Origin of the sequence: Devosia sp. XGJD_8, assembly GCF_046614475.1 — a bacterium.
Taxonomy (GTDB): domain Bacteria; phylum Pseudomonadota; class Alphaproteobacteria; order Rhizobiales; family Devosiaceae; genus Devosia.
This window is the reverse complement of sequence record NZ_JBKJHF010000001.1, coordinates 55,581-79,686: the sequence shown is the minus strand read 5'-3', so window position 1 is coordinate 79,686 and position 24,106 is coordinate 55,581. Positions and strand designations below refer to the sequence as shown.

Annotated in this window: 22 protein-coding genes; 7 read left to right on the top strand and 15 right to left on the bottom strand. The window is 65.5% G+C overall.

The window, feature by feature from the left end; genetic code table 11:
* The first annotated feature begins 15 nt into the window (after window positions 1–15).
* The gene (gene miaB / locus ACLI1C_RS00395; protein WP_411394877.1) at window positions 16–1,413 is read left to right on the top strand and encodes a tRNA (N6-isopentenyl adenosine(37)-C2)-methylthiotransferase MiaB; all 1,398 of its coding nucleotides are present in this window, start codon (window positions 16–18) and stop codon (window positions 1,411–1,413) included.
* 93 nt (window positions 1,414–1,506) lie between these two features.
* Here the strand turns inward: miaB and ACLI1C_RS00390 are convergent, their stop codons facing one another.
* The 7 genes from ACLI1C_RS00390 to ACLI1C_RS00360 form a co-directional block, all read right to left on the bottom strand.
* A complete protein-coding gene (locus ACLI1C_RS00390; protein WP_411394876.1) occupies window positions 1,507–3,234 on the bottom strand; it encodes an SUMF1/EgtB/PvdO family nonheme iron enzyme in 1,728 nt (575 codons plus the stop codon).
* Window positions 3,231–3,614 (bottom strand): VOC family protein, encoded by a 384-nt coding sequence (locus tag ACLI1C_RS00385; protein WP_411394875.1) that lies wholly within the window; start codon window positions 3,612–3,614, stop codon window positions 3,231–3,233. Before ACLI1C_RS00385 ends, ACLI1C_RS00390 begins: the two co-directional genes overlap by 4 nt.
* Before the next feature lie 8 nt (window positions 3,615–3,622).
* Window positions 3,623–4,990, bottom strand: coding sequence for an ABC transporter substrate-binding protein (locus tag ACLI1C_RS00380; RefSeq protein WP_411394874.1), 1,368 nt, complete (start codon window positions 4,988–4,990; stop codon window positions 3,623–3,625).
* Window positions 4,990–5,829: an ABC transporter permease gene (locus ACLI1C_RS00375; protein WP_411394873.1), complete on the bottom strand. Its 840-nt coding sequence runs from the start codon at window positions 5,827–5,829 to the stop codon at window positions 4,990–4,992. Before ACLI1C_RS00375 ends, ACLI1C_RS00380 begins: the two co-directional genes overlap by 1 nt.
* Window positions 5,826–6,836: an ABC transporter permease gene (locus ACLI1C_RS00370; protein WP_411394872.1), complete on the bottom strand. Its 1,011-nt coding sequence runs from the start codon at window positions 6,834–6,836 to the stop codon at window positions 5,826–5,828. Before ACLI1C_RS00370 ends, ACLI1C_RS00375 begins: the two co-directional genes overlap by 4 nt.
* A gap of 76 nt (window positions 6,837–6,912) precedes the next feature.
* On the bottom strand, window positions 6,913–8,475 hold the full coding sequence (locus tag ACLI1C_RS00365) for an ABC transporter substrate-binding protein (protein ID WP_411394871.1): 1,563 nt from the start codon (window positions 8,473–8,475) through the stop codon (window positions 6,913–6,915).
* A gap of 255 nt (window positions 8,476–8,730) precedes the next feature.
* Window positions 8,731–9,588, bottom strand: a complete 858-nt coding sequence (locus ACLI1C_RS00360) for a sulfurtransferase (RefSeq protein WP_411394870.1) — start codon at window positions 9,586–9,588, stop codon at window positions 8,731–8,733.
* A 101-nt stretch (window positions 9,589–9,689) separates the two neighbouring features.
* On the opposite strand from ACLI1C_RS00360, the gene ACLI1C_RS00355 reads away from it, so the two are divergent.
* Window positions 9,690–11,504, top strand: a complete 1,815-nt coding sequence (locus tag ACLI1C_RS00355; RefSeq protein ID WP_411398172.1) for a dipeptide ABC transporter ATP-binding protein — start codon at window positions 9,690–9,692, stop codon at window positions 11,502–11,504.
* On the opposite strand, the gene ACLI1C_RS00350 is transcribed toward ACLI1C_RS00355, so the two are convergent.
* Window positions 11,501–12,538: an aldo/keto reductase gene (locus ACLI1C_RS00350; protein WP_411394869.1), complete on the bottom strand. Its 1,038-nt coding sequence runs from the start codon at window positions 12,536–12,538 to the stop codon at window positions 11,501–11,503. The two genes, ACLI1C_RS00355 and ACLI1C_RS00350, sit on opposite strands and share 4 nt — an antisense overlap.
* Before the next feature lie 84 nt (window positions 12,539–12,622).
* Between ACLI1C_RS00350 and ACLI1C_RS00345 the strand changes: the two genes are divergently transcribed.
* Window positions 12,623–13,642 carry a rhodanese-related sulfurtransferase gene (locus tag ACLI1C_RS00345; RefSeq protein ID WP_411394868.1) on the top strand — a complete coding sequence of 340 codons (1,020 nt, stop codon included), beginning with the start codon at window positions 12,623–12,625 and terminating at the stop codon, window positions 13,640–13,642.
* Window positions 13,643–13,645: 3 nt separating this feature from the next.
* Here ACLI1C_RS00345 and ACLI1C_RS00340 read toward each other — a convergent pair whose 3' ends face one another.
* The gene (locus ACLI1C_RS00340) at window positions 13,646–14,398 is read right to left on the bottom strand and encodes a hypothetical protein (RefSeq protein ID WP_411394867.1); all 753 of its coding nucleotides are present in this window, start codon (window positions 14,396–14,398) and stop codon (window positions 13,646–13,648) included.
* Window positions 14,399–14,592: 194 nt separating this feature from the next.
* Here ACLI1C_RS00340 and ACLI1C_RS00335 point away from each other — a divergent pair, with 194 nt between their 5' ends.
* Both ACLI1C_RS00335 and ACLI1C_RS00330 read left to right on the top strand, forming a co-directional pair.
* Window positions 14,593–15,522, top strand: a complete 930-nt coding sequence (locus ACLI1C_RS00335) for a LysR family transcriptional regulator (protein WP_411394866.1) — start codon at window positions 14,593–14,595, stop codon at window positions 15,520–15,522.
* Window positions 15,522–17,138 (top strand): GMC family oxidoreductase, encoded by a 1,617-nt coding sequence (locus tag ACLI1C_RS00330; RefSeq protein WP_411394865.1) that lies wholly within the window; start codon window positions 15,522–15,524, stop codon window positions 17,136–17,138. The genes ACLI1C_RS00335 and ACLI1C_RS00330 overlap by 1 nt, the downstream gene beginning before the upstream one ends.
* A 180-nt stretch (window positions 17,139–17,318) precedes the next feature.
* Here ACLI1C_RS00330 and mbfA read toward each other — a convergent pair whose 3' ends face one another.
* The 3 genes from mbfA to ACLI1C_RS00315 all read right to left on the bottom strand — a co-directional run bounded on the left by mbfA (window position 17,319) and on the right by ACLI1C_RS00315 (window position 19,798).
* Entirely contained in the window at window positions 17,319–18,299 is a 981-nt protein-coding gene (gene mbfA / locus ACLI1C_RS00325) for an iron exporter MbfA (protein WP_411394864.1), read from the bottom strand.
* 160 nt (window positions 18,300–18,459) lie between these two features.
* Window positions 18,460–19,350, bottom strand: coding sequence for an NAD(P)/FAD-dependent oxidoreductase (locus ACLI1C_RS00320; RefSeq protein WP_411394863.1), 891 nt, complete (start codon window positions 19,348–19,350; stop codon window positions 18,460–18,462).
* Window positions 19,343–19,798, bottom strand: coding sequence for an RrF2 family transcriptional regulator (locus tag ACLI1C_RS00315; protein ID WP_411394862.1), 456 nt, complete (start codon window positions 19,796–19,798; stop codon window positions 19,343–19,345). Before ACLI1C_RS00315 ends, ACLI1C_RS00320 begins: the two co-directional genes overlap by 8 nt.
* 114 nt (window positions 19,799–19,912) lie before the next feature.
* On the opposite strand from ACLI1C_RS00315, the gene ACLI1C_RS00310 reads away from it, so the two are divergent.
* Window positions 19,913–20,515: a hypothetical protein gene (locus tag ACLI1C_RS00310; RefSeq protein ID WP_411394861.1), complete on the top strand. Its 603-nt coding sequence runs from the start codon at window positions 19,913–19,915 to the stop codon at window positions 20,513–20,515.
* 155 nt (window positions 20,516–20,670) lie between these two features.
* On the opposite strand, the gene ACLI1C_RS00305 is transcribed toward ACLI1C_RS00310, so the two are convergent.
* On the bottom strand, window positions 20,671–21,795 hold the full coding sequence (locus ACLI1C_RS00305) for a Gfo/Idh/MocA family protein (RefSeq protein WP_411394860.1): 1,125 nt from the start codon (window positions 21,793–21,795) through the stop codon (window positions 20,671–20,673).
* Between the two features lie 81 nt (window positions 21,796–21,876).
* Window positions 21,877–22,287 carry a VOC family protein gene (locus ACLI1C_RS00300; protein WP_411394859.1) on the bottom strand — a complete coding sequence of 137 codons (411 nt, stop codon included), beginning with the start codon at window positions 22,285–22,287 and terminating at the stop codon, window positions 21,877–21,879.
* 74 nt (window positions 22,288–22,361) lie between these two features.
* On the opposite strand from ACLI1C_RS00300, the gene ACLI1C_RS00295 reads away from it, so the two are divergent.
* Window positions 22,362–22,943 (top strand): TetR/AcrR family transcriptional regulator, encoded by a 582-nt coding sequence (locus ACLI1C_RS00295; RefSeq protein WP_411394858.1) that lies wholly within the window; start codon window positions 22,362–22,364, stop codon window positions 22,941–22,943.
* Here ACLI1C_RS00295 and ACLI1C_RS00290 read toward each other — a convergent pair.
* The gene (locus tag ACLI1C_RS00290) at window positions 22,933–23,985 is read right to left on the bottom strand and encodes a DUF2793 domain-containing protein (protein WP_411394857.1); all 1,053 of its coding nucleotides are present in this window, start codon (window positions 23,983–23,985) and stop codon (window positions 22,933–22,935) included. The two genes, ACLI1C_RS00295 and ACLI1C_RS00290, sit on opposite strands and share 11 nt — an antisense overlap.
* Window positions 23,986–24,106 lie beyond the last annotated feature (121 nt).

Sequence of the window (24,106 nt, the reverse complement as noted above, 5' to 3'; positions counted from 1 at the left end):
GATAAATAACCGCCCATGACCGAGACGCGCGCCAATACCAAGAAGCTGTTCATCAAGACCTATGGGTGCCAGATGAACGTCTATGACAGCGACCGCATGAGCGACGCGCTGGCGCCGCATGGCTATGAGACCACGCTCGACATGGGCCAGGCGGACCTCGTGCTGCTCAATACCTGCCATATCCGCGAGAAGGCCTCGGAAAAGGTGTTTTCCGAGCTCGGCCGGCTCAAGGAATTGCAGACCGAGCGGCGGGCGCTGGGTGGCGACATGATGATCGGCGTGGCCGGCTGCGTGGCGCAGGCCGAGGGCGAGGAAATCGCCCGCCGCGCCCCGGTGGTCGACATGGTGTTCGGGCCGCAGGCCTATCACAAGCTGCCCGAGATGATCACGCGCGCCGAGGCGCAGCGCCACATGCATCCGAGCCTCAAGCAGGCGGTGATCGACACCGACTTCCCCGAGGAAGACAAGTTCGAGCACCTGCCGGCGGCCCGCAAGGAGGTCACCATCAAGCGCGGCCTCACCGCCTTCCTCACCGTGCAGGAAGGCTGCGACAAGTTCTGCAGCTTCTGCGTGGTGCCCTATACGCGCGGCGCCGAAGTGTCGCGCCCGGTGGCCCAGGTCATTGCCGAGGCGCGGGGCCTGGTCGAAGCCGGGGTCAAGGAAATCACGCTGCTGGGGCAGAACGTCAACGCCTATCACGGCGTGGATGACGCCGGCCGCAGCGTGGGCCTGGGCGAGCTGGCTTATCTGCTGGCCGAGATCGATGGCCTCGAACGCCTGCGCTACACGACCAGCCATCCGCGCGACATGGATGACGCGCTGATCGCGGCGCATCGCGACCTCGATATATTGATGCCCTACCTGCACCTGCCGGTGCAGTCTGGCAGCGACAGCATTCTCAAGGCCATGAACCGGCGCCACACGGCGGCCGAATACCTGGCCGTCATCGAGCGCATCAAGACGGCGCGGCCGGACATGGCCCTGTCGGGCGATTTCATCGTCGGCTTCCCCGGCGAGACGGACCAGGATTTCGAGGACACGCTGCGGCTCATCGCCGAGGTCGGCTATGCCTCGGCCTATTCGTTCAAATATTCCACCCGCCCGGGCACGCCCGGCGCCAATCTCGGCGACCAGATTGCCGAAGAGGTCAAGAACGAGCGCCTGTGGCGGCTGCAGGACCTGGTCAATGCCCAGACCACGGCCTTCCACGGGTCATGCGTCGGCAAGACCATGCCGGTGCTGATCGAGCGCCCCGGGCGCATGCCGGGCCAGGTCGGCGGCCGCTCGCCCTATCTGCAGGCCGTGCATCTGGATGGCTCGCCCGAGCTGATCGGCGCCATCCATCAGGTGGAGATCATCGGGACCAGCACCAATTCGCTGGTGGGCCGGCTCAAGGTGGCCGTGGCGGCCTAGCGTCGCCGCCATTCTGCTCCAGAACTGAACGGCATTTCTCAGGCGCTCGTCAGCGACACTGGGCATTTGCCAATGCTGCCAGACGCATAGCCGTCAGGATGCCGCGACCACGATGCGGAAGCCATTGCCGCGCCAGGAGCCGTCGGGCTCGAGACTGCCGCGATAGGTGCAGCAGGCCTTGAGGCTGGTGCTGGAAAAGCAGCCGCCGCGCAGCACGCGCCGCATGGTGGGGCCGGCGGCAGGGTTTTCGCGGCCATCGTCGGCATAGGGATAGCGGAAGGTGGGCGTCGTCATGTCATCGCCCCAGACCGTGGTGGTCCATTCCCAGACCTGGCCCGCCATGTCGAGGCACCCATAGGGCGAGGCGCCGGCCGGAAAGAGGCCCACGGCGCATTGGGCATTGAGGCCGCTTTCCTCGGAATTGGCAGCGGCCGGGTTCCAGCCCAAGCCCCAGGGATAGACGATCTCGTCGCCGCCATCGCCCTGCTCGCCACGGGCGGCGCGCTCCCATTCGGGCTCGGTGGGGAGGCGCACCACCTCATGGGCGGCGATACGGCCCTCGGCCTGCCAGACAGTGGTCAGCCAGGCGCAATAGGCACGGGCATCGTGCCAGGTGAGGTCGGTGGCCGGGGCATTGCTGCGCTCGATATTGCCCGCCTCAGGCGAGACCCATTTGCGGCCGGTTGCCGCGATGAAGCGGGCATAGGCGGCATTGGTCACGGGGAAGCGGCCGATGCGGAAATCGCCCACAGTCACCGGGTGCACCGGGCTGGAATTGGGATGGGTGTCCGACCCCATGACGAAGCTGCCGCCCGGGATGGCGCAGAGGGCGTCGAGGTCGCGCGGATCGCCCCAGCGGGCCAGGCAGCGGGCGGCACGATCGCGCTCGAGCGGCGAGAGGCGCCCCTCTTCGATCAGGGCAAGCAGCTTGCCAGCGACGGCGGGGTCAGGCTCGTTCCCGGCCAGCAGGAGCGCCGCCTTGAGCGCGGCATCACTCTCGCCGGCCAGCAACAGGGCGGCGAGAGCCTGGCGCAGGTCGGGGGAACGCCGCAGCAGGTTGGCGAGGCTGTCCGACCAGAGTTCTGGCGCGGCGAGGAAATGACGGGCAATTTCGTGGGGCGGGAGGCCCTGCATGTGGCGGGCGGCGAGGAGGCCATCAACCGCGCGATTGGTCGATCGGCCGCTCGCCAATGCTGCGAAGGCGGTGGCATCCCCATCGTGCGTGAAGGCGGCGTCGATCAGGGCCTCGGCACTGTCGGCGGGGCCGGACAGGCCCAAGGCAAGGGCGAAGAGCGCGGGGTTGGCGGCCGCCCCGGAGAGGGCGGCGGGCGCAGCGATGCCGGCGGCCTGCAGATAGCCAGCACGATCATCATGCGAGAGCGGCAGCAGGCCGTGGACGGCAAAGCCCGGTGGCAGGCGCCAGCTGCGGACCACTGCGCCATCGCCCAGCAGCAGGATGGGGCGGTCGCCCTGCGCGGCGAGGGCGGCATTGAGCCGCTGTTCGCCGTCGGGGCCAAGGCGGTCGATGCCGTCGAGGATCAGCGGTCCCGCGCCGGCGGGGGCTTGATCGAGATCATGCGGACCGCCGAGGCTGAGCAGCGTTGCGCCGGTTTCGGCCGCCAGCTTGCTGGCGAAGACCGACTTGCCGGCACCCCGTGGGCCCAGCAGCAGCAGGCGGGGGAACATGTCGACGGCTTCGCGCGCGGTGAAGTAGACCACCTTGCGGGGCGCGGCCTGGGGATCGCGCAGCGAGCGGAGGCCCTTGGCTTCCTTGTCCTCGTGGCTGAAATTGACCCTGAGGGTGAAATCGGGCGCGCTCATGCGAAGAGCTTGGCCACGTCGGGATTGTGGAAGCGCTGGATCTCGAGCGCATAGCCGGCCGGATCCTCGAAGAAGAAATGATCGCAATAATTGCCGCGGCGCAGCTCGGTCAGCCCGGCAACACCGGCGGCGCTGAGCTTTTCGTGCCAGGCCTCGACATCCTGCGCGACGATGGTGAGCAGGACGGCGCTCTTTTCCTGGTGGCGCAGATGGCCGCGATTGCCGTCTACAATGCCGAAATAGCTGTTGGGCGCGATGCGATAGATGCGGGCCAGGCCCTGGTCGAGCACCAGTTCGAAGCCCAGCACGGTCTCGTAGAAGGCCGTCACCGCATGGATATCGGGATAGTAGAAGAAGGTGATGCCGTAGTCTTTGCGCATGTCTGTGCTCATGGAATGACGAGAGTGCCCTTGTGGTCGATGGTGAGCCGCGACAGGTCGGGCCGGGTCGCGAGAATGTCGGTGGGATGCATCAGATAGAGCCAGGGCGGCGCGGCATTGAGCCGGCGCAGGCAGGCCGCATAGGCGCGCTCGCGATCATCGTCCGCCACGGCGCGGTTGGCGGCGGCGATGTGACGCTCGGTCTCGGCGTCGTCATAGCCCTGCCACCAGACGCCCTGGGTGACGCTGCTGATCTTGTCGTTGAGCACGCGATAGGTGCTTTGCGGGGAGGAATCGAAGATGGCCATGTCGCCAATTTCCTTGCGGCCGACCTGACGGGCATATTCGGGGCGATCGGTTTCCGTCTCGATGGTGACCGAGAGGCCGACCCGGCCCAGCGCCTCGGCGACGAAGGCGCTGATCCCGGGCGCCCGCTCGGGCATGAAGAGCGGGGTGCGCAGGCTGACCTCGGCCGGGCCGCCCGCATGGTCGAGGAGGCGCCGCGCGCGGTCGGGATCGTAGGCGATGGGGGCGATCGGCTCGGCCATGCCGAGATGGAAGGGGCTGACAATGGTTGCGGCCGGGGCGCCCAGGCCCTGGAAGAGCGTCTCGATCAGTTGCCTCCTGTCCACGGCGTGGTTGACCGCCAGCCGCGCTTCGGGCGAGGCGAAGAGGCCTTCGCGGCAATTGAGGTAATACATGACCGAGAGTGTGTTGAGCGCCCGGACCCAGCGCCAGCGGGGATCGAAGTCGATAATGCCATGCATCCGCTCGAGATTGAGCGCGGCGTCGACGGCGCCGGATTTGAGCAGTTCGTAGCGCCCCTCGGCTCTGGGTTCGCAGCGCACGAGGATGCGCTTGCCGGTATCGGAGGCGAGGGTGGCGCTGGTGCTGCGCTGGAACTCCTCGACGCGGTAGGGGCCGGTGCCGAGCACCGCTTCGCCGGCGGCATTTTCGCGGCAGATATAGAATTCGGAGAAGATGTCGAGAATGTCGGCCAGCGGCTCGGGATTGTCGACCAGAACGGAATTGTCGGGCGCCACACTGATCTTGGCCTGCGCCAGATAGCGGGCATAGGACCACTTCATGCCGAACATGTCGGTGGAATTGAGAATGCCCGCGATGAAATCGACAATGTGCTGGGACCGGCACAGCTCGCCATCGTGAAACCGCGCCTCGGGCCGGATGAAGAAGCGCCAGCGGCGGCCGGCATCGTCATGCGTCCAGCGGGAGAACAGGGCCGGGCCGACGCGGCCACCGGGCTGCCAGCGCAGCAGGGGTTCGAACACCAGGTTCTTGAGCGTCAGGATGGAGGTGTCGTCGGTAACCCGGTTGGCCGGGAAGAAGTCGAGCTTCTCGAGCGCGATGGTCAGCATCAGTTGAGCTCGTTGCGGCGGCGTGGATTGAACCAGTCGGCGAGGCTATCGCCGATGAGGTTGAAGCAGAGCACGGCCAGCAGGATGGCCATGCCCGGCGACAGCGCCACCCAGGGGCTTTCGCGCAGATATTGCAGATTGGCCGAGACGTCGGCGCCCCATTCGGCCAGGGGCGGCTGGGCGCCAAGCCCGAGAAAGCCCAGGCTCGCTGTCTGCAGGATGGCGCTGCCCAGGCTGAGCGAGGCCTGCACCAGCAGCGGGCCCAGCCCATTGGCGAAAATATAGCGCCAGAGAATGCGGCGGGTCGGCAGGCCGAGCGATATGGCGGCCTCGACATAGGGCTTCACCGAAACCGAGAGGGCCTGGCTGCGCGCCACGCGGGCAAACTGGGGCGCCAGCGTGATGGCGACGGCCAGCATGGCATTGTTGAGGCTGGGGCCGAAGGCGGCGGCCAGCGCGATGGCCAGCACCAGAGCCGGGAAGGACAGGATGGCATCGACGAAGCGCATGATGATCATGTCCACCGCGCCGCCGACAAAACCGGCCAGCGTGCCGAAGAACACGCCGACGGCAAAGGCGATGCCGACCACGCCGACGCCGATGGCGAGGGTGAAGCGCCCGCCATGCAGCACGCGGGTGAGCACATCCCGGCCCAGGCTGTCGGTGCCCAGCCAGTGGCTGAGGCTGGGACCCTGCAGCTTGTTGAGCACGTCGAGCCTGGTCGGGCCGTAGGGACTGATCATGGGGCCGAAGACCACGGCCAGCACGAGCAGGACGAGGACGGTCAGGCCGAGCGTGGCCAGGGGATTGCGGCGCAGAAAGGCGATGAACTGGCTCATTTCATCCTCTTGCGAACGCGGGGGTCGAGCACCCCATAGAGCAGGTCGACCAGAATGGAGGTCAGAACGAAGAGCAGCGAGAAGACCAGGGTCGTGCCCTGGATCACCGGATAGTCGCGGTTCTTGATGGCCTCGAACATGAAGCGGCCGATGCCGGGCCAGGCAAAGATGGTCTCGGTGAGAATGGCGCCGCCGAGCATTTCGGCGAACTTGAGGCCGATCACCGTGATGGCCGGCAGCAGCGAATTGCGCAGGCCATGTTCCAGCACCACCTGGGACTTCGACAGGCCCTTGGCGCGGGCCGTGCGGATGAAATCCTCCGACATCACTTCCAGCATGGTGTTGCGCACGAAGCGCCCCAGTGTCGCGGCGAGGAAGGCGGCGAGCACGGCGGTGGGCAGGATGAGATATTGCACGGCACTCCACGCCGCCTGCCAGTTGCCGGTGATGAGGCCATCGAGAATGGCAAAGCCGGTAATGGGCTGCATGACGATATAGGGGCTCATCCGGCCCGATACCGGCAGCCAGCCCAGATAGGTGGCAAAGATCAGCTGCAGGATCAGCGCCAGCAGAAAGGCCGGCATGGAGACCCCGACCAGCGAAAAGATGCGCGTCGCATGGTCGAACATGGAATTGGGGCGGGTGGCGGAGAGCACGCCGATCGGCACGCCGAAGAGAATGGCCACCAGCGTGGCGCAGATGGAGAGTTCGAGCGTCGCCGGCAGGCGGAGCAGGATCTCGTCGAGCACGGGCGCACCGCTCTTGAGCGAGGTGCCGAAATCGCCGCGGAACAGGCCGCCGGCATAGTTGAGGAACTGCAGATAGACCGGCTCGTCGAGCCGCATCTGGCCGCGCAGGGCCGCGATCTGCTGGTCGGTGGCGCCGGGGCCGAGCAGGGTCACCGCCGGATCGCCCGGAATGAGCCGCACCAGCGAAAACACGATGACCAGAACCAGAGCCAGGACCGGGATCAGCGCCAGTAGCCGGCGCAGCAGAAAACTCGCCATGTCCTGCCTCAGTACAACAAGCGGAAGAGAAGCCGCGGCCTGCCGGAGCAGGCCGCGGTGAGGGACGGAGTGTAGCCTAGCCTTTGCTGACGCCCCAATATTCGTTGAGCGGGGGCGCGCTGTTGATCACGAGGCCCTTCACATTGGCGCGGGTGAAGACGATCAGCTTGGGGCTGAACAGGTAGGCGCCCGGAACCTTGGCAGCGATCTTTTCCTGGATTTCGAAATAGAGCTGCTTGCGGGTTTCCAGATCGACTTCCTGCTGCGCCTGGGTGATGAGGGTGTCGAGTTCGGCATCTTCAGGCATGCGGAAGGTCATAGCCGTGTCGGCCAGGCTGGACAGGTAGCCGATAGTGATATGGGCATCGGGGTCATTGTACCAGGGCTGGCGGCCATCGAGAGCCAGATCGAACTCGCCGGCGGTCTGCAGTGCGCGATAGGCCGGAAACTCGGTCTGGGCGATGGTCACGTTGATGCCGATATCGGCAAGGTTGGCCTGGACGAAAGTGGCCACGGCACCCCAGAGCGGCCCCTGGAAGCTATAGAGCGTGAAGTCGAGGCTGGCGGGGTCGACACCGGCTTCGGCCAGCAGCGAGCGGGCCAGATCGGGGTCATAGGTGGGCGCGTTTTCCTGGATGGCAGGATTGAAGGCCCAGCTATTGGTGGTCAGGGGACCATAGACGCGTTCGGCAGTGCCGCCGAAGACGCCCTGCAGCAGGCCGTCATAGTCGATGGCATGCACGATGGCCTGGCGCACCTTGATATCGGCCACGGGGCTGTCGGGATTGTTGTTGTTGAATTCGAGCTGGCGAATGATCTGGCTGGGCGCTTCGAGGATCGCCACATCGGGGTTGGACTGCAGGGCGGCCACGTCCTCGGCGGCAATGGCAGCGAGCTGCCCCTGCTGCTGGACAATGTCGACGCCGCCGTTTTCGAGCTCCAGACGCCGCGTCGAGGCATCGGGAATGACCCGGTAGATGATGCGTTCGAGCTGGGGCGCGCCGCGGAAATAATCCGGATTGGCATCGAGCACGATGCTGGTATCGGCCTGGTAGCTGTTGAACTTGAAGGGACCGGTGCCGACCGGCTTGGTGGCAAAGCCTTCGCCTTCGGCTTCAACCGCGGTGGGGCTGACGATGGCGGATTGCGGCTGCGCCAGGATCGAGAGGAATGCCGGGTAGGGCTCGCTCAGGGTGATGCTCACCTCGGTCGGCGAGACCACGGCAATCTCGGAGATGAGGCCGAAGGTGGCCTCGACGTAGGGGTTGATCTCCTTGGTGCGCTCCAGCGAGAACTTGACCGCTTCGGCATCGAAAGCGGTGCCGTCGTGGAACATGACGCCTTCACGCAGCGTGAAATCGAACACGGTGCCATCGTCCGAGACGGTCCAGCTTTCGGCAAGCCGGCCTTCCAGTTCGGCAAAGTCGGGGGAAGTCCAGGCGACCAGCGTATCGAAAACGTTGAGAATGACTTCGCTGCCGACGGGCTCTGCCCTGTTGGCGCCGGGCTCAAGGCCAACGGCGTCAGAAGGCACGGCGATCACGAGCGTCTTCAGCGGGTCGGAGTTCTGGGCATGGGCCGTGCCCAGCACCAGCGGCAGGGCAATTGCGGCGCCAGCCAAGAGTTTGAGGAGCTTCATCGGTGACCCTTTCGCGGTCTAGCGAGGAACAGCGGATTGCAGCAGAGCCTTCATATCTCCACTGATATACTACGAGATATCCCACAACTTTTTGCTTGTAAAGTGCGGCTGCCGCCTTTTTGGGTATGGCAGTATTGTTGCACAAATAATGAGCGCGACGCGCCGGTTTGGCCGTCGCAAATTTGCGTTCTTGCCGGTACTTTGAACATTTCTGCCGCGCCGACCGGCACGGCAGGAAAGGATGTTTCACTCAGCTCAGCGCGGCCGGCCGCCACGCGCCACGGGGCGCACCGGATCGGCCGCCCATTGCGACCAGGACCCGACATAGAGACTGGCCTTTATGCCGATGGCGGCGAGGGCGAGAACCGAATGGGCCGCGGACATCCCTGCCCCGCAATAGACCCCGACGGGCCTCGTGCCATCGGCACCCAGCGCCGCATAGATCTCGCGCAAAGCATGGCTATCGGCGAAATTGCCATAGTCGGTGACATTGTCCGGCGCCGGGGCGCTGAGCGCGCCGGGTATGTGGCCGCGGGGCGGCGCACCGGCAGGCGTCGGACCGCCGACATAGTTGGGGCGGATGCGGGCATCGAGCAGGACACCCGTTTCGACCAGGGCGAGCGCCGCATCGGCATCGAGTTCGGGCATGTGACCAGGGGTCAGTTCGACCATGCTGGGTGTGGCTGTGCCACGCACGGACTCGACCGGCAGGCCGGCTACAAGCCAGGCCGGCATGCCGCCATCCAGCACGCGGATATCGGGCAGGCCTGCCCAGCGCAGCACCCACCAGGCCCGCGCCGCGACCATGCTGCGATCGCTGTCATAAACGACAATCGTTGCTTCGGGTCGCAGCCCCCAGGTGCGCGCCCTGGCCTGAAGCTCGGCAATGTCGGGCAAGGGCCTTGCGCCGCGCTCGGTCGCGGATGGCGACTGGAAATCGGCATAGGCCTCGGTGTCGATGGCGCCGGGAATGCGGGTGGCGCGGATGGAATCGGCGCCGGTATAGGGATTGATGGACTGGACGGCGAGGATGATGAGGTCGCGCCCCGCATCCATCATGGACTTGAGCTCGGCCGGGGTGAGCAGGACGGCGCTGCGAACCGCATCATGCATGTCGGGTCTCCACACTAACATATCACGTAGCATATTACGTTGACACTGACCACCGGCTGGTTGTTCTATAGACCCAGATCCGAAGGACATGCCCCGTGCCCATTCTATCCGTTCAGAACCTGACCACCGAACTGCGCCGCGACGGCATCTGGAACAAGGTGGTCGACAATGTCAGCTTCGACATCGAGGCCAATGAGATCGTGGCCGTGGTGGGCGAATCCGGTTCGGGCAAGAGCGTCACCGCCCTGTCCATCATGGGCCTGCTGCCGGACAGGACCAGCCGCGTGACGGGCAAGGTGCTGCTGGACGGACGGGACCTGCTCGGCCTCTCCGAAACAGAAATGCAGATGGTGCGCGGCAATGCTGTCGGCATGATCTTCCAAGAGCCGATGACCAGCCTCAATCCGGTGCTGACCGTAGGACGGCAGGTGGCCGAGACCCTGATCCGGCATCGCGGCATGAGCCGGGCCGACGCCCGGACCGAGACGATCCGGCTGTTCGAGCGCGTGCGCATCCCCTCCTCCGCGCGGCGCTTCGACGAGCATCCGCACCAGCTTTCGGGCGGCATGCTGCAGCGCGTCATGATCGCCATGGCGCTCGCCTGCAAGCCCAAGCTGCTGATCGCGGACGAGCCGACCACGGCGCTCGACGTGACCATCCAGGCGCAGATTCTCGAACTCATAAAGCAGTTGCAGCAAGAGGAGGGCATGGGTGTCCTCTTCATCACCCATGACATGGGCGTCGTCGCCGAAATCGCCGACCGCACCGTCGTGATGTTCCGCTCGCGGGCGCTGGAACAGGATACGACCGAGAACATCTTCGCCCATTCACGGCAGAACTACACGCGGGCGCTTCTGGCGGCGGTGCCGCAGCTGGGCTCCATGGCGCAGCACAGCGAGCCCACGGCCTTTCCGATCGTCGACGTGGAGACTGGCGTGACGGCGCCGGCCCCGGACCGGGCCGATACCGTCCAGACTGGCGCGCCGGCGCTGGATGTCGAGCATCTCACCACGCGCTTCGATATCCGCTCGGGCCTGTTCGGCAAGGTCATGGGGCGCGTGCATGCCGTCGAGGATGTGAGCTTTTCGGTGCAGAAGGGCGAGACGCTCTCCCTGGTGGGCGAATCGGGTTGCGGCAAATCGACGACCGGCCGGTCCGTGCTGCGGCTGATCGAGCCGACCAGCGGGGCGATCCGCGTGGCAGGGGAGGATATTCTCACCCTGTCCAAGCGCACGCTGGCGGCGCGGCGGCGGCATATGCAGATGATCTTCCAGGATCCGTTTTCCAGCCTCAACCCGCGCATGCGGATCGGCGAAGCCATTGCCGAACCCCTATTGGCCCATGGGCTGGAAACACAACGCCATGTCGGGGCGCGGGTTGTCGAACTGCTGGAGCGCGTGGGGCTGGGCGCCGACATGGCGCAGCGCTACCCGCACGAATTTTCCGGCGGCCAGCGCCAGCGCGTCGCCATTGCACGCGCCCTGGCGCTCAACCCCAACCTCATCGTCGCAGACGAGGCGGTGTCGGCGCTGGACGTGTCGGTCAAGGCGCAGGTGATCAACCTGATGCTGGAGCTGCAGGAGCGGCTGGGCCTGGCCTATCTGTTCATCTCGCATGACATGGCCGTGGTGGAACGCGTCAGCCACCGCGTAGCGGTGATGTATCTGGGCGAGATCGTCGAGATCGGGCCGCGTGCGGCCATTTTCGGCAATCCGCAGCATCCCTATACGCGCAAGCTGCTGGCCGCCGTGCCGATCGCCGATCCGGCGCGGCGCCATCTCCGCCGCGTGCCGGACAATGACGAAATCCGCAGCCCGGTGCGGGCGCCGGAATATGTGCCGCCGACCCGGCACTATCAGGAAGTGTCGCCCGGCCACATCGTGCAGCAGCCGGGCGCCGAATGGGCCGCTGCCTAGCGCAGCCAGCCGGTGGGACGGGGATGGAGTTCCATCTGGCCGTCCTTGGTAGCCGCGTCGATGGCGGCGATTTCCTGCTCGGTCAGGGACAGGTTGTTGAGCACGCCCAGATTGTCCTTGAGCTGATCGAGGTTGCGCACGCCGATCAGCGCCGAGGTCATTTCCGGGCGGCGCAGCACCCAGGAGAGCGCCAGCTGCACCATGGACTGGCCGCGGCTCCTGGCAATGTCGCCCAGCTTGTCGACCGCGGCGAGGACGCGGGGCTCGATATGGCTGGCGCGGAGGCTGCCATTGGGATTTTCGCCGCGGGTGCCGGAGGTGTTGCCGGAATTGTACTTGCCCGAGAGCACGCCCTGGGCGAGGGGCGAGAAGGCGATCATGCCGATGCCCAGCTCGCCGCAGGCGTCGATGGTGTGATCGTTTTCGATCCAGCGGTTGATCATGGAATAGCTGGGCTGGTGGATGGTGGTGGCGACGCCCATGTCCTTGAGAATGCGGTAGGCCTCGCGCGTTTCGGCTTCGGGGTAGCTCGAAATGCCGACATAGAGCGCCTTGCCTGAGCGCACGGCATGGGCCAGGGCGCCCATGGTTTCCTCGAGCGGGGTCTCGGGATCGAAGCGGTGGGAATAAAAGATGTCGACATAGTCGAGCCCCATGCGCTGGAGCGACTGATCAAGGCTGGCCAACAGGTATTTGCGGGAGCCGAATTCGCCATAGGGGCCGGGCCACATATTGTAGCCGGCCTTGGTGGAGACGATCAGCTCATCGCGATAGGGGCGGAAATCGCGCGCCATGACCTGGCCGAACAGCTCTTCGGAGGAGCCGGCGGGAGGGCCATAATTGTTGGCCAGATCGAAATGGGTGATGCCAGAATCGAAGGCATGGCCGAGGATTTCCATGGCGGAGGGATAGTCGCGCGTGCCGCCGAAATTCTGCCAGAGGCCGAGGCTGATGACGGGGAGCTTGAGCCCCGATTTGCCCGAGCGGCGGTATTGCATGGTATCATAGCGTGCCGTATCGGCCCGATAGGTCATGGATGGTCTCCGAACGATTTCTCGATTTGGCCCGTGGCGCGGGCAATGATATGAGCGGGCCGATGAACCGGCCGCAAAATCGATATGAACGCTAATCTGCCCCAGACCCATCAGCCATACAAGGTGATGGCGATCTATAAATTCGCCGACCTGCCCGATGCCGAAGCCATCCAGCCGGCGCTGGCGGCGTTCTGCTGCGCACGCGGGATCAGGGGCACGCTGATCCTGGCGCCGGAGGGGATCAATGGCACGGTGGCGGGGACGGCAGAGGCGATCGACGCGCTGGCGGAGTGGCTCTTTGCGGGCGAGATGCTGGGCGGGCGGCTGACGGGCGCGGAGGTCAAGTATTCGACCGCAGCCGAGATGCCGTTCCTGCGCATGAAGGTGCGGCTCAAGCCGGAGATCGTGACGCTGCGGGCACCCGAGGCCAATCCGGCCAAACAGGTCGGCACCTATGTCGAGCCGGCGGACTGGAACGGGCTGATCGAGCGCAATGACGTGGTGCTGGTCGATACGCGCAATGATTATGAAGTGGGGCTGGGCACGTTCCAACGGGCGCTGGACCCGGCGACGAAGAACTTCACCGAGTTCAAGGACTATGTGGCAAGCCATCTCGATCCCAAGCGGGACAAGAAGGTCGCCATGTTCTGCACCGGCGGCATCCGCTGCGAGAAGGCATCGAGCTATCTGTTGAGCCAGGGCTTTGAGGAAGTGTTCCACCTCAAGGGGGGTATCCTCAAATATCTCGAAGTGGTGCCGCAGGACGAAAGCCGGTTTGCCGGGGAATGTTTCGTGTTCGACGAGCGCGTTTCGGTCGGCCATGGACTTACAGAAGGCGATGCCACGCTGTGCCGGGCTTGCCGGCATCCGCTGACGGCGGCGGACCGGGCGAGCGCGGACTATGTCGAGGGCGTCAGCTGTCCCCATTGCGTGGGCGAAGCCGACAAGCACAAGGCGGCAGCCGAACGGCAGAAGCAGATGGACCTGGCGCGGCAGAGGGGCGCGGCGCATCTGGGCGATGACGCGGCGCGGCTGGCAGCGGAACGCAAGGCGGAGAAGCGGGCGCTGGCCGAGGCGTCGCGAGCGCGCAACAAGGCAGGCTAGCCGCTACATGGCCGGCCCGGGCGCCAGCAGCAAGACCTCTTCGGGCAGCGCGATCGGGTCATAGCGCTGGAAGTTGCTGGCTTCGATCGGCGTCTCGATGGCGTCGAGATTCAGCGCCAAGGCGTCCAGCTGGCCGTCCGCCCAGGATGGCGCGGTGGTATCAAGCCCGGCCTTGAAGGTCTCGAAGCTGCTGCGGACCGATTCCAGCTGCACGGACTGCTGCGTCAGGGTTTCCTGCAGCTTGTTGTTTTCTTCCACGATGACATTGGCCTGCTGCACCGTGGCAACGACCGCCTCGTCGCGCGTCCGGATGGCGCTGATGATCTCGTCGATCATCACGGTGATGCCGATATTGTCGTTAACCGGGAAGACCTCGTTGAGGTTGACCAGCATGGTATCGGCGCGGATCACCGGGTCGGGCAACCCCGCGGTCCGAAGCGATGGCGAGATCGACACATGCAGGTCATAGGCCGCGCGAAAGTAGCGATCGGTGAAGCTCCCCGCCAGGGACACGACCACGCAGACCGCCCCCACGACCAGATACCACTTGGTCAGCCCCACCATCTCCCTGGTCATGCGCGTGCCCAGGATCAGCGAGAACACCATCACGATCATCACGGACACAAAAATTATGGCGGCCAGGCCATTGGCGCCGGCGGTGACCAGATCGACCACGCTACCGAAGATATCGGGAATGGAGGGCAGGCCATCGAGCGGGCCGGCGCTGGCATCGGGCAGTGTTGCGTCGTCTTCCATGTCGTCCCCTCCACCATGGCGAACAAGATTACGCCTGCCGCCCGAGCCGCGATATTGGGGGAGTCACGCATTGCCGAGCATGCGGCCAGGTTGAGGGGCGTGTGTTACGGGGCGGTAGACCGCTTCCCCATCGGAATTGCCGATGCTAGGTTCCACTGCGTCCCAGTATTTACCCAGCGTCATAAGTCAAATCGATGGACCTCGACCAGCTTCGCACCTTTGACCGCATTGTGCGGGAGCAGAGTTTTACCCGCGCGGCGGCGCATCTCAACATAACCCAGGCGACGGCCTCCATGCGCATCAGGGCGCTGGAGAGCCTGTTGGGCGTGACGCTGTTCCAGCGCGGGCGCACGGTGACGCTGACCGACCAGGGCATGACCTTCCTGCCCTTTGCGCGGCGCATTATCGGCACGGCGCAGGAGGGGCGCGAGGCATTGCGGCGGGTGGAGCGCGGACGCATCGCCATTGCCTCGCTGCGCAGCCTGGTCTCGCCGCTGATCACCGAGCCGCTGCTGCGCTTCCAGGAGAAGTATCCCGGCGTCGATGTGGTGGTGAACGAAGGTCGGCAGGCCCAGATCGTCGCCATGCTGCATGAGCGGGACGTCGAAATGGGCATATTGTGCTGGCCCAATATCGACCCGCTGGTGGTCGACCTTATTCCGCTGGTGGTGATGCGCGAGCGGGTGCCGCTGGTGGTGGCGCCCGAGATTGCGGCGCGCTTGTCGAGCGCACCCAGTATCGAGGAGGTGCTGGCGCTGGTGCCGCGGGTGATCTCGCTGCGCTGGTGGCAGGCAGAGCCCGAGACGGCGGCGGCCCTGGTGCGGCTGGCCGAGACCAGTGTCGAACTGCCCACCGGGCCGGCACGGCGGCTGGCGGTTAAGGGCCAGGGGCTGGGCTTCTTCGTCAATTCGGCCATTGCCGACGACGTCAAGGCGGGGCGGCTGGTGGAGATCGCGCCGGCCGATTTCGAGCCGCTGCATCGCGATACCGCCATGGTGGTACGCTCGACGGCGGCGCTGGAGCGCGACATGCTGGCCGACTTCATCGGCGAGATTGCGCGGGAATGCGAAAGCGTCGGGGTGATCCTCGACAACCGGCTCGATACGCTCAAGGGAGTGGCGTGATGGGGTATGACTTCGTCATTGCCGGGGGCGGCTCGGCGGCCTGCGTCGCGGCCATGCGGCTGGTGCGGGAATTCGGCTATTCGGTGCTGCTGCTGGAGCGGGGACCGGCCAGCACCAACCGGCTGATGGCCATGCCGGCAGGCTATATGAAATATCTGGCGCGCGAGGATTACCTCGAAATGCACAAGACGGTGCCGCAGCCCCAGCTGGGCGGACGGGCGCCGATCGTGCCGGTCGGGAAGGCCCTGGGTGGCGGCAGCGCCGTCAATGCCATGGTCTATATGCGCGGGCAGGCCGAGGACTATGACGGGTGGGCCGCGGGGCTGGGCAATAGCGGGGAGTGGTCCTATGCGGACATGCTGCCGCATTTCACCGGCATCGAGGCCAATAGCCGGTTCAATGACCCGTTTCATGGCATTGGCGGCAATCTGCGGGTCTCTGACCCCGGCCATCTCTCGCCGACCACCGAGCACTTCCTCCTGGCGGCACAGGGGCTGGGCCATGCCTATAACCCCGATTTCAACGGGGCACGGCAGGCCGGCGTCGGCATCATGCAGCATACCTATGGGCAATGGGGCCGCTACAAGGAGCGCTCCGACGCCAGGAAGGCCTTTCTCGACGATCTGGCCAACGAAAAAAGGCTGACCATTGTCACCGGCGCGCGGGTCGATCGCATTATGGTCGAAAATGGACGGGCCGTCGGCTTGGTCTATGACAAGGACGGCGCGACCCACACTACGCGGGCGGAGCGCGAAGTGCTGGTGGCGGCGGGGACCTATAACAGCGCCAAGCTGATGCTGCTGAGCGGCATCGGGCCGGCGGCGCAATTGCGCGCCCATGACATTGACGTGGTGGCCAACATTGCAGGGGTGGGGCAGAACCTGCAGGACCACCACGAAGTGCCGGTGATCGCCACGACCAAGGACCCATCGGGCTATTTCGGGCAGGACCAGGGCTGGAACATGGTTCGCAACGGGCTGCAATATCTGCTGTTCAATTCAGGCCCGGTGACCACGACGGGTATCGAGGCCTGCCTGTTCTTCGACCCCGATGGCGGGGAGCGACCGACCATCCAGCTCTATTGCGCGCCCATCGTCTATCTCGACCGCGACGTCAGCGCGGCCAAGCCGACCTGGGGCGTGACTTTTACCTCATGCCTGTTGCGGCCCAAGGCGCGCGGCTCGGTGACGCTGCGTTCGGCCGACCCCAGGGACCAGCCGCTGGTGGACTGCAACTTCTTTGGCGATGCCGATGACCTGAGGCTGACCATCAAGGCGCTGGAAACGGCGCGGCAACTGCTCGAGACCGAGCCGTTCAAGAGCCGGATTGCCGAGGAGCTCCTGCCGGGCGCTGCGGTGATGGCGGATCCGGCGGCGCTGGAGCGCTATTGCGGGCAGACGGTCAAGACCAACTATCATCCGGTGGGGACGCTGCGCATGGGGCTCGACAGCGATCCGAGTGCCGTGGTCGGGCCGGACCTGAGGGTGCGAGGGATTGAGGGGCTGCGCGTGATCGACTGCTCGATCATGCCGGCCATCGTATCGGGCAATACCAATGCGCCGGCCATGGCGATCGGGAGCAAGGCGGCGAGCCTGATCGCAGCCAGCTACGGCTAGGACCGAGGGTGGCCGCAGCTAATCCACCTTGCGGCCGCGGCGCAATCTCAGAATGGACCCCGGCTCAGGGCCGGGGTGACATGGGTGAGTGGGAGAGCATGGGGGACACACCAGCATCGTCCCCCCTCACCCGGCCCTGCGGGCGACCTCTCTTCTGAGGGGCGAGGTACCTCAGGGCTTTCAGGCATTGCCGATGAGGATGCCGGCGGCGAAGACGAGGGAGCCGCCGAGGACGACCTGGAGGACGGCGCGCCAGAACGGGGTCTGCATGTAGCGGTTCTGGATGAAGGCGATGGCCCAGAGCTCGACCAGCACGACAATGATGGCGACCGTGGTGGCGACGGTGAAATCGGCGATGAGGTATGGCAGGGCGTGGCCGAGCCCGCCGACCGCGGTCATGATGCCGGCAGCGAGGCCGCGCTTGATGGGCGAGCCGCGCCCGGTGAGCTTGCCATCATCGGAGGCGGCCTCGGTAAAGCCCATGGAAATGCCGGCGCCGATGGCGGCGGCGAGACCGACAAGGAAGGTCTGATGGGTGTCGCCAGTCGCGAAGGCGGCGGCAAAGACCGGCGCGAGGGTCGAGACCGAGCCATCCATCAGCCCCGCAAGGCCCGGCTGCACATAGGTCAGGACGAACTGGCGGTGCGAGGCATCCTTTTCGACGTCGCGCCCAGCGGCGCCGAGCATGTCGGCGTCGATGCGGTCGGCAGCATCGGCATGCTGGCGCTCCTGCGCGGCAAGATCGCCCAGGAGCTTGCGGATACCGGCGTCGGTGACCTGCTTGGCCGCTTCCATATAGAAGCGATAGGCGCCCTCCTCCATCTCCCAGACCTGCTGACGGACCGCCTCGATGGTCAGCGACTTCATCAGCCAGAGCGGCTTGCGGGCCATGAAGCCACGCACATGCTCGCGCCGGATCGGCACGAGATGGGTGCCGAAACGCTCGACATAGAGATCGAGCAGGCGACGGCGATGCTCGTCCTCCTCGGCGGCCATGCCTTCGAACAGCGCCGCGGAGCCGGGAAAGGTCTCGGCCAGGCGGGTGGCGAATTCGGAATAGATGCGGCCATCCTCCTCCTCGGCCGCCACGGCCAGGGACAGAATTTCACGCTCGGAGAGGCTGGTGAAGGGGCGGCGATTGTCGGGGCGGAGCGAGAACATGGCGCATCATTTGTTAGAATGGTTCTAAACAATGATTAGAACCATTCTAAGGTGATGGCAAGGGTGGTGCGGCGCGGTGGTGCCGGTGCGCGGCGCTGAACCCCTCACCCACCGCTTCGCGGCGACATCTCTCCCTAGGGGAGAGGTGGTTACAGGACCCTCACGCCAGCATGGATTGCTGGGCGAAGATGGCGGCCATGGCGCCGTGGGAGCTGGCGAGGGTGACGCTGGCCATGGGGTTGGCGAGGTCGCCCGCGGCATAGATGCCGGGGACGCTGGTTTCACGCCGGTCATCGACCTTGAGGGCAATACCCACGGGGGTGTCGAGGGTCGCGAGGCGCAGCGCCTCATGCAGGCCGGACGAGGGCCGGTTGCGCGGATGGGCGAAGAGCACGTCGAGGGCGACATTGCGACCGGTGTCGAGATTGACGGTGGCAAGCCGGCCGCCCTGTTGGGCGATTTCGACCAGCTTGCCGTCGACGATATCGACATTGCGGGCGATGAGATCGGCGCGAATATCGGGAGCGATGTCGTGGCCGTCGGCGAAGACGGTGAGGCGGTCGGTCCAGTCGTGGTACAGGGACACGGCATGCTGGCTGTGCGGGCCGGACCAGAGCAGGCCCCAATGCTGGCCGGCCACTTCGAAGCCGTCGCAATAGGGGCAGGGCACGATGGACTTGCCCCAGCATTCGGCAAAGCCGGGAATGGCCGGCATCTGGTCGGAGACACCATAGCTCAGGAGCAGGCGGCGCGCCTTGAGGCTTTGGCCATCGCTGGTGCTCACCGTGAAGTCATCGGCCGCGCCGGTTATGGCATCGGCGCGGGCATTGACCAGCTTGACGGTGGGGTAGCGAGCGAGCTGCTCGCGGGCGGCGGCGAGAATGTCCTGCGGCGGCTTGTGGTCGTGGCCGAGCAGGCCATGGGAATGACCGGCAAAGCGATTGCGCGGCAGGCCGGTATCGAGAACGGTAACCTGGCGGCGGGCGCGGCCGAGCTGCAGCGCGCCGGCCAGGCCGGCAAAGCTGCCGCCGATGATGATGACGTCATCCATGGTGCTGGACTCCCTGATGCGGGTGGAGGGGATGGGGCGTGGCCTGGCGGGCGATGTCGTCGAGCGAGACGCGCTCGAGACGCGCGGCCAGCAGGGCTTCGGCATCGGCGATGAACTCGCCCATGACGGAATTGACGCTGCGCACGATGCCGCAGGCGATGTCGCCCGGATCGCTTTCGGTGCGGATCAGCAGGCTCTCGCCCATGGCCGCATAGACCTGACGCAGGCTGATCTCGGCGGCGGGCCGCAGCAGGCGCCAGCCGCCATCATGGCCCTTGGTGGCGCCTACAATGCCGGCGTCGCGCAGTTCTCCCAGCACCCGGCGCACGACGACCGGATTGGTCATCAGGCACTGGGCGAGGGTGGCGGAGGTCATGGCCGCGTCGGGCTGCTTGTGCAGGTGGACGAGGGCGTGAAGGGCGAGCGAGAGGCGGCCGGAGCGTTTCATGTAACTTTTATTGTTACATTGATGACGGTTGTCAACCCTGATCCGCGTTGAGGCTTTTCCCCTGCGGACACGATGCTAAGGTCACCATGGCATGAGATGACCGGGAGAGACGGGATGAAAACGCTGCTTGCCGCACTGGCGCTGACGCTGGCCGGGAGCGCGGCCGCCATGGGGCTGGACACCCAAACGCAGGCCGTGATCGAGCGCTACAAGCCCGGCAAGCTGGTGGCGATCGAGGATGTGGCGCAGCTGATGCGGGCCAGCGAGCGCTGGTGCTATCGCAACGAGGCGCATAGTTGCGCCTGGACGGATATCTATCTCGAGGTGAGCGAGACCGGCGTGACCTACGAAATCGGCAATGCCTGGGACGCCGAGACCGATGTCGCCTTTACCGACCACGGCGAATTCCGCGACGGACGCTATGTCTGCGAAACCGGCTATGACTGGGTGCCGACGGTGCGCGCCACGCGGCGCAGCGATGGCAGCGCCATTGGCGGGCGCCTGCTGGCGGCGCTCAAGACGGAGATCTACGGCAATCGCGAAGGCGATACGCAAGACTGCTTCGACTATCTCTATCGTGCCTTCGACCCCGACCAGGAGGTGGTGACGCTGCTGCAGCGGCAATATGTGGCGGGTGACCACCAGCCGGACGTGGACGTGGAGGTGACGCTGCATTTCAATGCCGAGGATGCGGCGGGGCTGACCTGGCGCTGGTGAGGGGGGCTCGATTTCTCCACGCCCACGGCGCGGCACCTCCCCCTTGACGGGGAGGCTGGGTGGGGTGGCGGTTGGCCCGAATATCCGGGCTAGACACCCCCCACCCTTGATCCCTCCCCGCAAGGGGGAGGGTGTCGACTGAAAAGTCCGTGGCCTTAGATCCGGCCGTCCTTCAATGACGTTGCCAGCGGCTCTGGCCGGGTGACGGGGGTCTTGATGTCGACGGTGCGGCCGTCGCGGGAGGCGGTTTCGAAGGCTTCCATGACTTCGAGGACGTGCAGGGCCAGATCGCCATTGGCGCGATGGGGGCGGTTTTCGAGTATGCCCGTGGCCATGTCGGCGACGCCGAGCGAGCGGTAATTGCCATCGGCATAGGGCTGGGTGACTTCAACCTTGCTCCATTCTTCGTCGCGGCCACGCTTCTTGAGCTCGACATCACCGCCGAAGAAATTGGGATCAGGCACAATGAGGCTGGCATCGGTGCCGTAGAGTTCGAGCGGCACATGCTTGTGGCCGGCAACGTCGAAGCTCATACCGACCTGGACGATTGCGCCATTGGCAAAGCCAAGCGAGCCAGTGACGTGGGTGTCCACCTTCACGTCCATGATCTGGCCCTTCTTGGGCTCGGACAGAACCGGGCGCTGCAGGCGCAGGCGCGATGCCATGGCCGAGACACGGGCGACCGGACCGAGCAGGTTCACTAGGTCGGTGATGTAATACGGGCCCATATCGAGCACCGGGCCGCCGCCGATATCGTAGTAGAAGGCCGGATCGGGGTGCCAGGCCTCATGGCCAGGGGCCTGCATGAAGGCGGTGCCGCCGACGAGCTGGCCTAGGGCGCCGCTATCGACCACGGCGCGGGCCTGCTGGTGCGAACCGCCTAGGAACGTGTCGGGGGCCGAGCCGATGCGCAGACCAGCCTTGTTGGCGGCGTCGAGCAGCTTGCGGCCCTCGGCATAGGTGATGCCAAGCGGCTTTTCGGAATAGACATGCTTGCCGGCGGCCAGGCATTTGAGGCCGACTTCGACATGGGCGCGCGGGATGGTGAGATTGACGATGAGCTGGATATCGGGGCTGGCCAGCATTTCGTCGATGCTCATGGAAGCGAGACCGAATTCGGCGGCGCGGGCCTGGGAGGCCTCAGGGCGCATGTCGGCCAGGCCCTTGATATCGAGGACGGGGAAGCCGGCCATGGCTTCGTGGCCAGTGATGGCCCGCAGATAGGCCGACGAAATATTGCCGGTACCGATAAAGCCGATACCGAGGCGCTTGGTGGTCACAGCGCAATCCTCCCTAAAATGTTAGTGCAAACTAACGGGGAGAATTGCGCCGCGCCAGACGGTCAACCGATTTTATTTGGATCACGCAGAATTAGCAGCAAGCCAATCCGGATCGGGTTCGATCGGGGTGATGATATCGAGGAGGAGCCCATTGGGATCGGCGGCGATGAAATGGCGCTGGCCGAAGACTTCGTCGCGCAAGGGCTGGACAATCGGCACGCCGGCAGCGGCGAGGCGCGCATGTTCGGCGGCTGCATCGTCGACATAGAAGCTGAGCAGCATGGCCTTGGTCGGGCCCTGTCCCGCGACGGGAATGGTCTCGTGATCGTGCACGATGAGGGCGATCTCGAAGGGATGCTCGGCAGTGGCGCGCAGCTGGACATACCAATTGCTGGAGAAAATGCGGCTGAAGCCGAGATGGGTTTCGTAAAACTGCGCCGTGCTCTCGACGTCCACGACCTGGATCAACGGGTAAAGACTATGGGTCTGCATGCGAAATCTCCTTGCCGGAACCTTCATTTAGATACATTCTGCTTGTATCTATCAGTAACATACAGGTTGCATGTATGCAAGCACGGAAGACGCAGGCGGAACGGCGAGGGGAGACGCAGCGACAGCTGGTGGCGGCGGCGCGGCGGCTCTTTGCCGAGAGGGGTTTTGCCGCGACGAGTACGCCGGAGATCGTGGCGGCAGCGGGAGTGACGCGTGGGGCGCTTTATCACCACTATGCCGACAAGACCGCCCTGTTCCGGGCGGTGGTCGAGCAGGAGCATGCGCTGCTGGCGATGTCGATCAATGCCGCGGCCGAGGGCGAAGACGAACCGGGGCCGGTGCGGGCACTGATCGCCGGGGGCGATGCCTTTCTCGATGCGATGCAGGAGCCTGGACGGCGGCAAATCCTACTGGTGGATGCGCCGGCCGTACTGGGACGGGCCGAGTTGGACGCCATCGACGCGCAGCACGGGTTGCGCACACTGATCGAGGGCGTCAAGGCGGCGATGGAGGCCAAGGCGATCAGAGACCTGCCCGCCCTGCCCCTGGCCCATCTGCTCAACGCCCTGTTCGACCGGGCCGCAATGGCGGCGCCGGAAGAACTGGGGGATTATCGCAAGGCGATCAAGGCGCTGATCCGCGGGCTCAAGACCTAGTTTCCAGCCTACCCAGCCTTTCTGCCAGCTCCTGCACCGCGATGATCAAGGGCGCAATGAAGGCGTCGTAGCGCAGGCCCTGTTCGCTATCGGGGTCAGCGGGATCGGCCAGAACATGGCCGGCGAAATCCCGGCCCTTGAGTGCGTCCTGCACCTGCTGCGCCATGAGGCCGTAGTGGGTGCGGCGGCCGGGGCGGGGTTGGCCGTCTTCCCTCCCGCCGACGATCCAGCGGTATTTGATTGGGATCAGATCCAGGATGAAGTCGAGGCCGAGATCGCTGGGTTCGATATCGGTCTTCTGGCGGCTGTCGGAGGTCTGGATGGTGCCGGTGGCGGACCAGACTGCGGACCAGCGCGCGCCAGCGCCGCCCAGGGTCACGGCGTTGTCGGTGGCGGGGCGAAGGGTGGCGGCAACCATGGCCGCGCCGGTGGTGGCATTGACGGTGAGCGCATCGATCCAGGAGGCGCCATCGGGGCTCACCTTGAGGCGCCAGTGGTCGTCGCCGGCCAGGCCCATTTCGGCGCGGCCGGACCAGTTGGTCTGGTAGAGCAGGCTCGCGGTATCGCCGGGGGCAGCCTTGTTGAGCTTGAGCTGGTGGCCATTGCCGGCATGGGTGAAGAGCGTTGCCGCGGCCGCGACGGCGAGACGGTTGGTGCTGTCGGCGCTGGTATTGACGCCCAGGCGCGGCAGGGCCGAGCCGAGCGAGGCCAGCGGCGTCCAGGCGCCAGTATCGAAGACATAGAGAGTCTGCTCGGCCTTGACATAGACCTGCCAGCCGGGCGCCGGATCGTGAAATTGCCAGGCGCCGGACTGCCAGGCGGCGATCTCGTCGGTGTGGCCTGCCCAAGCATTAGTGGCGCCAGCGGGCACGAGCCAGGCGTCCCCGGCGAGGGGCGAGGCGGGCGGGGTGGCGACGGTGCGGCTTTCGACGGCGGGCTGCACCAAGGCATCGAGTGCCTCGATGGCTTCGTTATGCGTGATGTGCTTCTGGGCCTGGCTCGGCATGATGAAGGGCAGGGTGAGGCGGGGGGTATGGTCCATGGGAGTCTCCTTTGGGGGAGAGTCTAGGGCCGGATGGCGGGGCGGGGATAAGTGGGGGACCTTCCCTTCTACCCCGTGAGGGCGGAGGTGCCCGAAAGGCGGATGGGGGTCACTTCAGACG

What these genes read in the sequence shown, in the direction of transcription:
- ACLI1C_RS00390 (WP_411394876.1), bottom strand. Translation starts at nt 3,234, where the DNA reads ATGAGCGCGCCCGATTTCACCCTCAGGGTCAATTTCAGCCACGAGGAC.
- ACLI1C_RS00290 (WP_411394857.1), bottom strand. Translation starts at nt 23,985, where the DNA reads ATGGACCATACCCCCCGCCTCACCCTGCCCTTCATCATGCCGAGCCAG.
- ACLI1C_RS00315 (WP_411394862.1), bottom strand. Translation starts at nt 19,798, where the DNA reads ATGAAACGCTCCGGCCGCCTCTCGCTCGCCCTTCACGCCCTCGTCCAC.
- ACLI1C_RS00375 (WP_411394873.1), bottom strand. Translation starts at nt 5,829, where the DNA reads ATGAGCCAGTTCATCGCCTTTCTGCGCCGCAATCCCCTGGCCACGCTC.
- ACLI1C_RS00330 (WP_411394865.1), top strand. Translation starts at nt 15,522, where the DNA reads ATGGGGTATGACTTCGTCATTGCCGGGGGCGGCTCGGCGGCCTGCGTC.
- ACLI1C_RS00340 (WP_411394867.1), bottom strand. Translation starts at nt 14,398, where the DNA reads ATGGAAGACGACGCAACACTGCCCGATGCCAGCGCCGGCCCGCTCGAT.
- miaB (WP_411394877.1), top strand. Translation starts at nt 16, where the DNA reads ATGACCGAGACGCGCGCCAATACCAAGAAGCTGTTCATCAAGACCTAT.
- ACLI1C_RS00345 (WP_411394868.1), top strand. Translation starts at nt 12,623, where the DNA reads ATGAACGCTAATCTGCCCCAGACCCATCAGCCATACAAGGTGATGGCG.
- ACLI1C_RS00350 (WP_411394869.1), bottom strand. Translation starts at nt 12,538, where the DNA reads ATGACCTATCGGGCCGATACGGCACGCTATGATACCATGCAATACCGC.
- mbfA (WP_411394864.1), bottom strand. Translation starts at nt 18,299, where the DNA reads ATGTTCTCGCTCCGCCCCGACAATCGCCGCCCCTTCACCAGCCTCTCC.
- ACLI1C_RS00310 (WP_411394861.1), top strand. Translation starts at nt 19,913, where the DNA reads ATGAAAACGCTGCTTGCCGCACTGGCGCTGACGCTGGCCGGGAGCGCG.
- ACLI1C_RS00335 (WP_411394866.1), top strand. Translation starts at nt 14,593, where the DNA reads ATGGACCTCGACCAGCTTCGCACCTTTGACCGCATTGTGCGGGAGCAG.
- ACLI1C_RS00370 (WP_411394872.1), bottom strand. Translation starts at nt 6,836, where the DNA reads ATGGCGAGTTTTCTGCTGCGCCGGCTACTGGCGCTGATCCCGGTCCTG.
- ACLI1C_RS00385 (WP_411394875.1), bottom strand. Translation starts at nt 3,614, where the DNA reads ATGCGCAAAGACTACGGCATCACCTTCTTCTACTATCCCGATATCCAT.
- ACLI1C_RS00380 (WP_411394874.1), bottom strand. Translation starts at nt 4,990, where the DNA reads ATGCTGACCATCGCGCTCGAGAAGCTCGACTTCTTCCCGGCCAACCGG.
- ACLI1C_RS00320 (WP_411394863.1), bottom strand. Translation starts at nt 19,350, where the DNA reads ATGGATGACGTCATCATCATCGGCGGCAGCTTTGCCGGCCTGGCCGGC.
- ACLI1C_RS00360 (WP_411394870.1), bottom strand. Translation starts at nt 9,588, where the DNA reads ATGCATGATGCGGTTCGCAGCGCCGTCCTGCTCACCCCGGCCGAGCTC.
- ACLI1C_RS00300 (WP_411394859.1), bottom strand. Translation starts at nt 22,287, where the DNA reads ATGCAGACCCATAGTCTTTACCCGTTGATCCAGGTCGTGGACGTCGAG.
- ACLI1C_RS00295 (WP_411394858.1), top strand. Translation starts at nt 22,362, where the DNA reads ATGCAAGCACGGAAGACGCAGGCGGAACGGCGAGGGGAGACGCAGCGA.
- ACLI1C_RS00365 (WP_411394871.1), bottom strand. Translation starts at nt 8,475, where the DNA reads ATGAAGCTCCTCAAACTCTTGGCTGGCGCCGCAATTGCCCTGCCGCTG.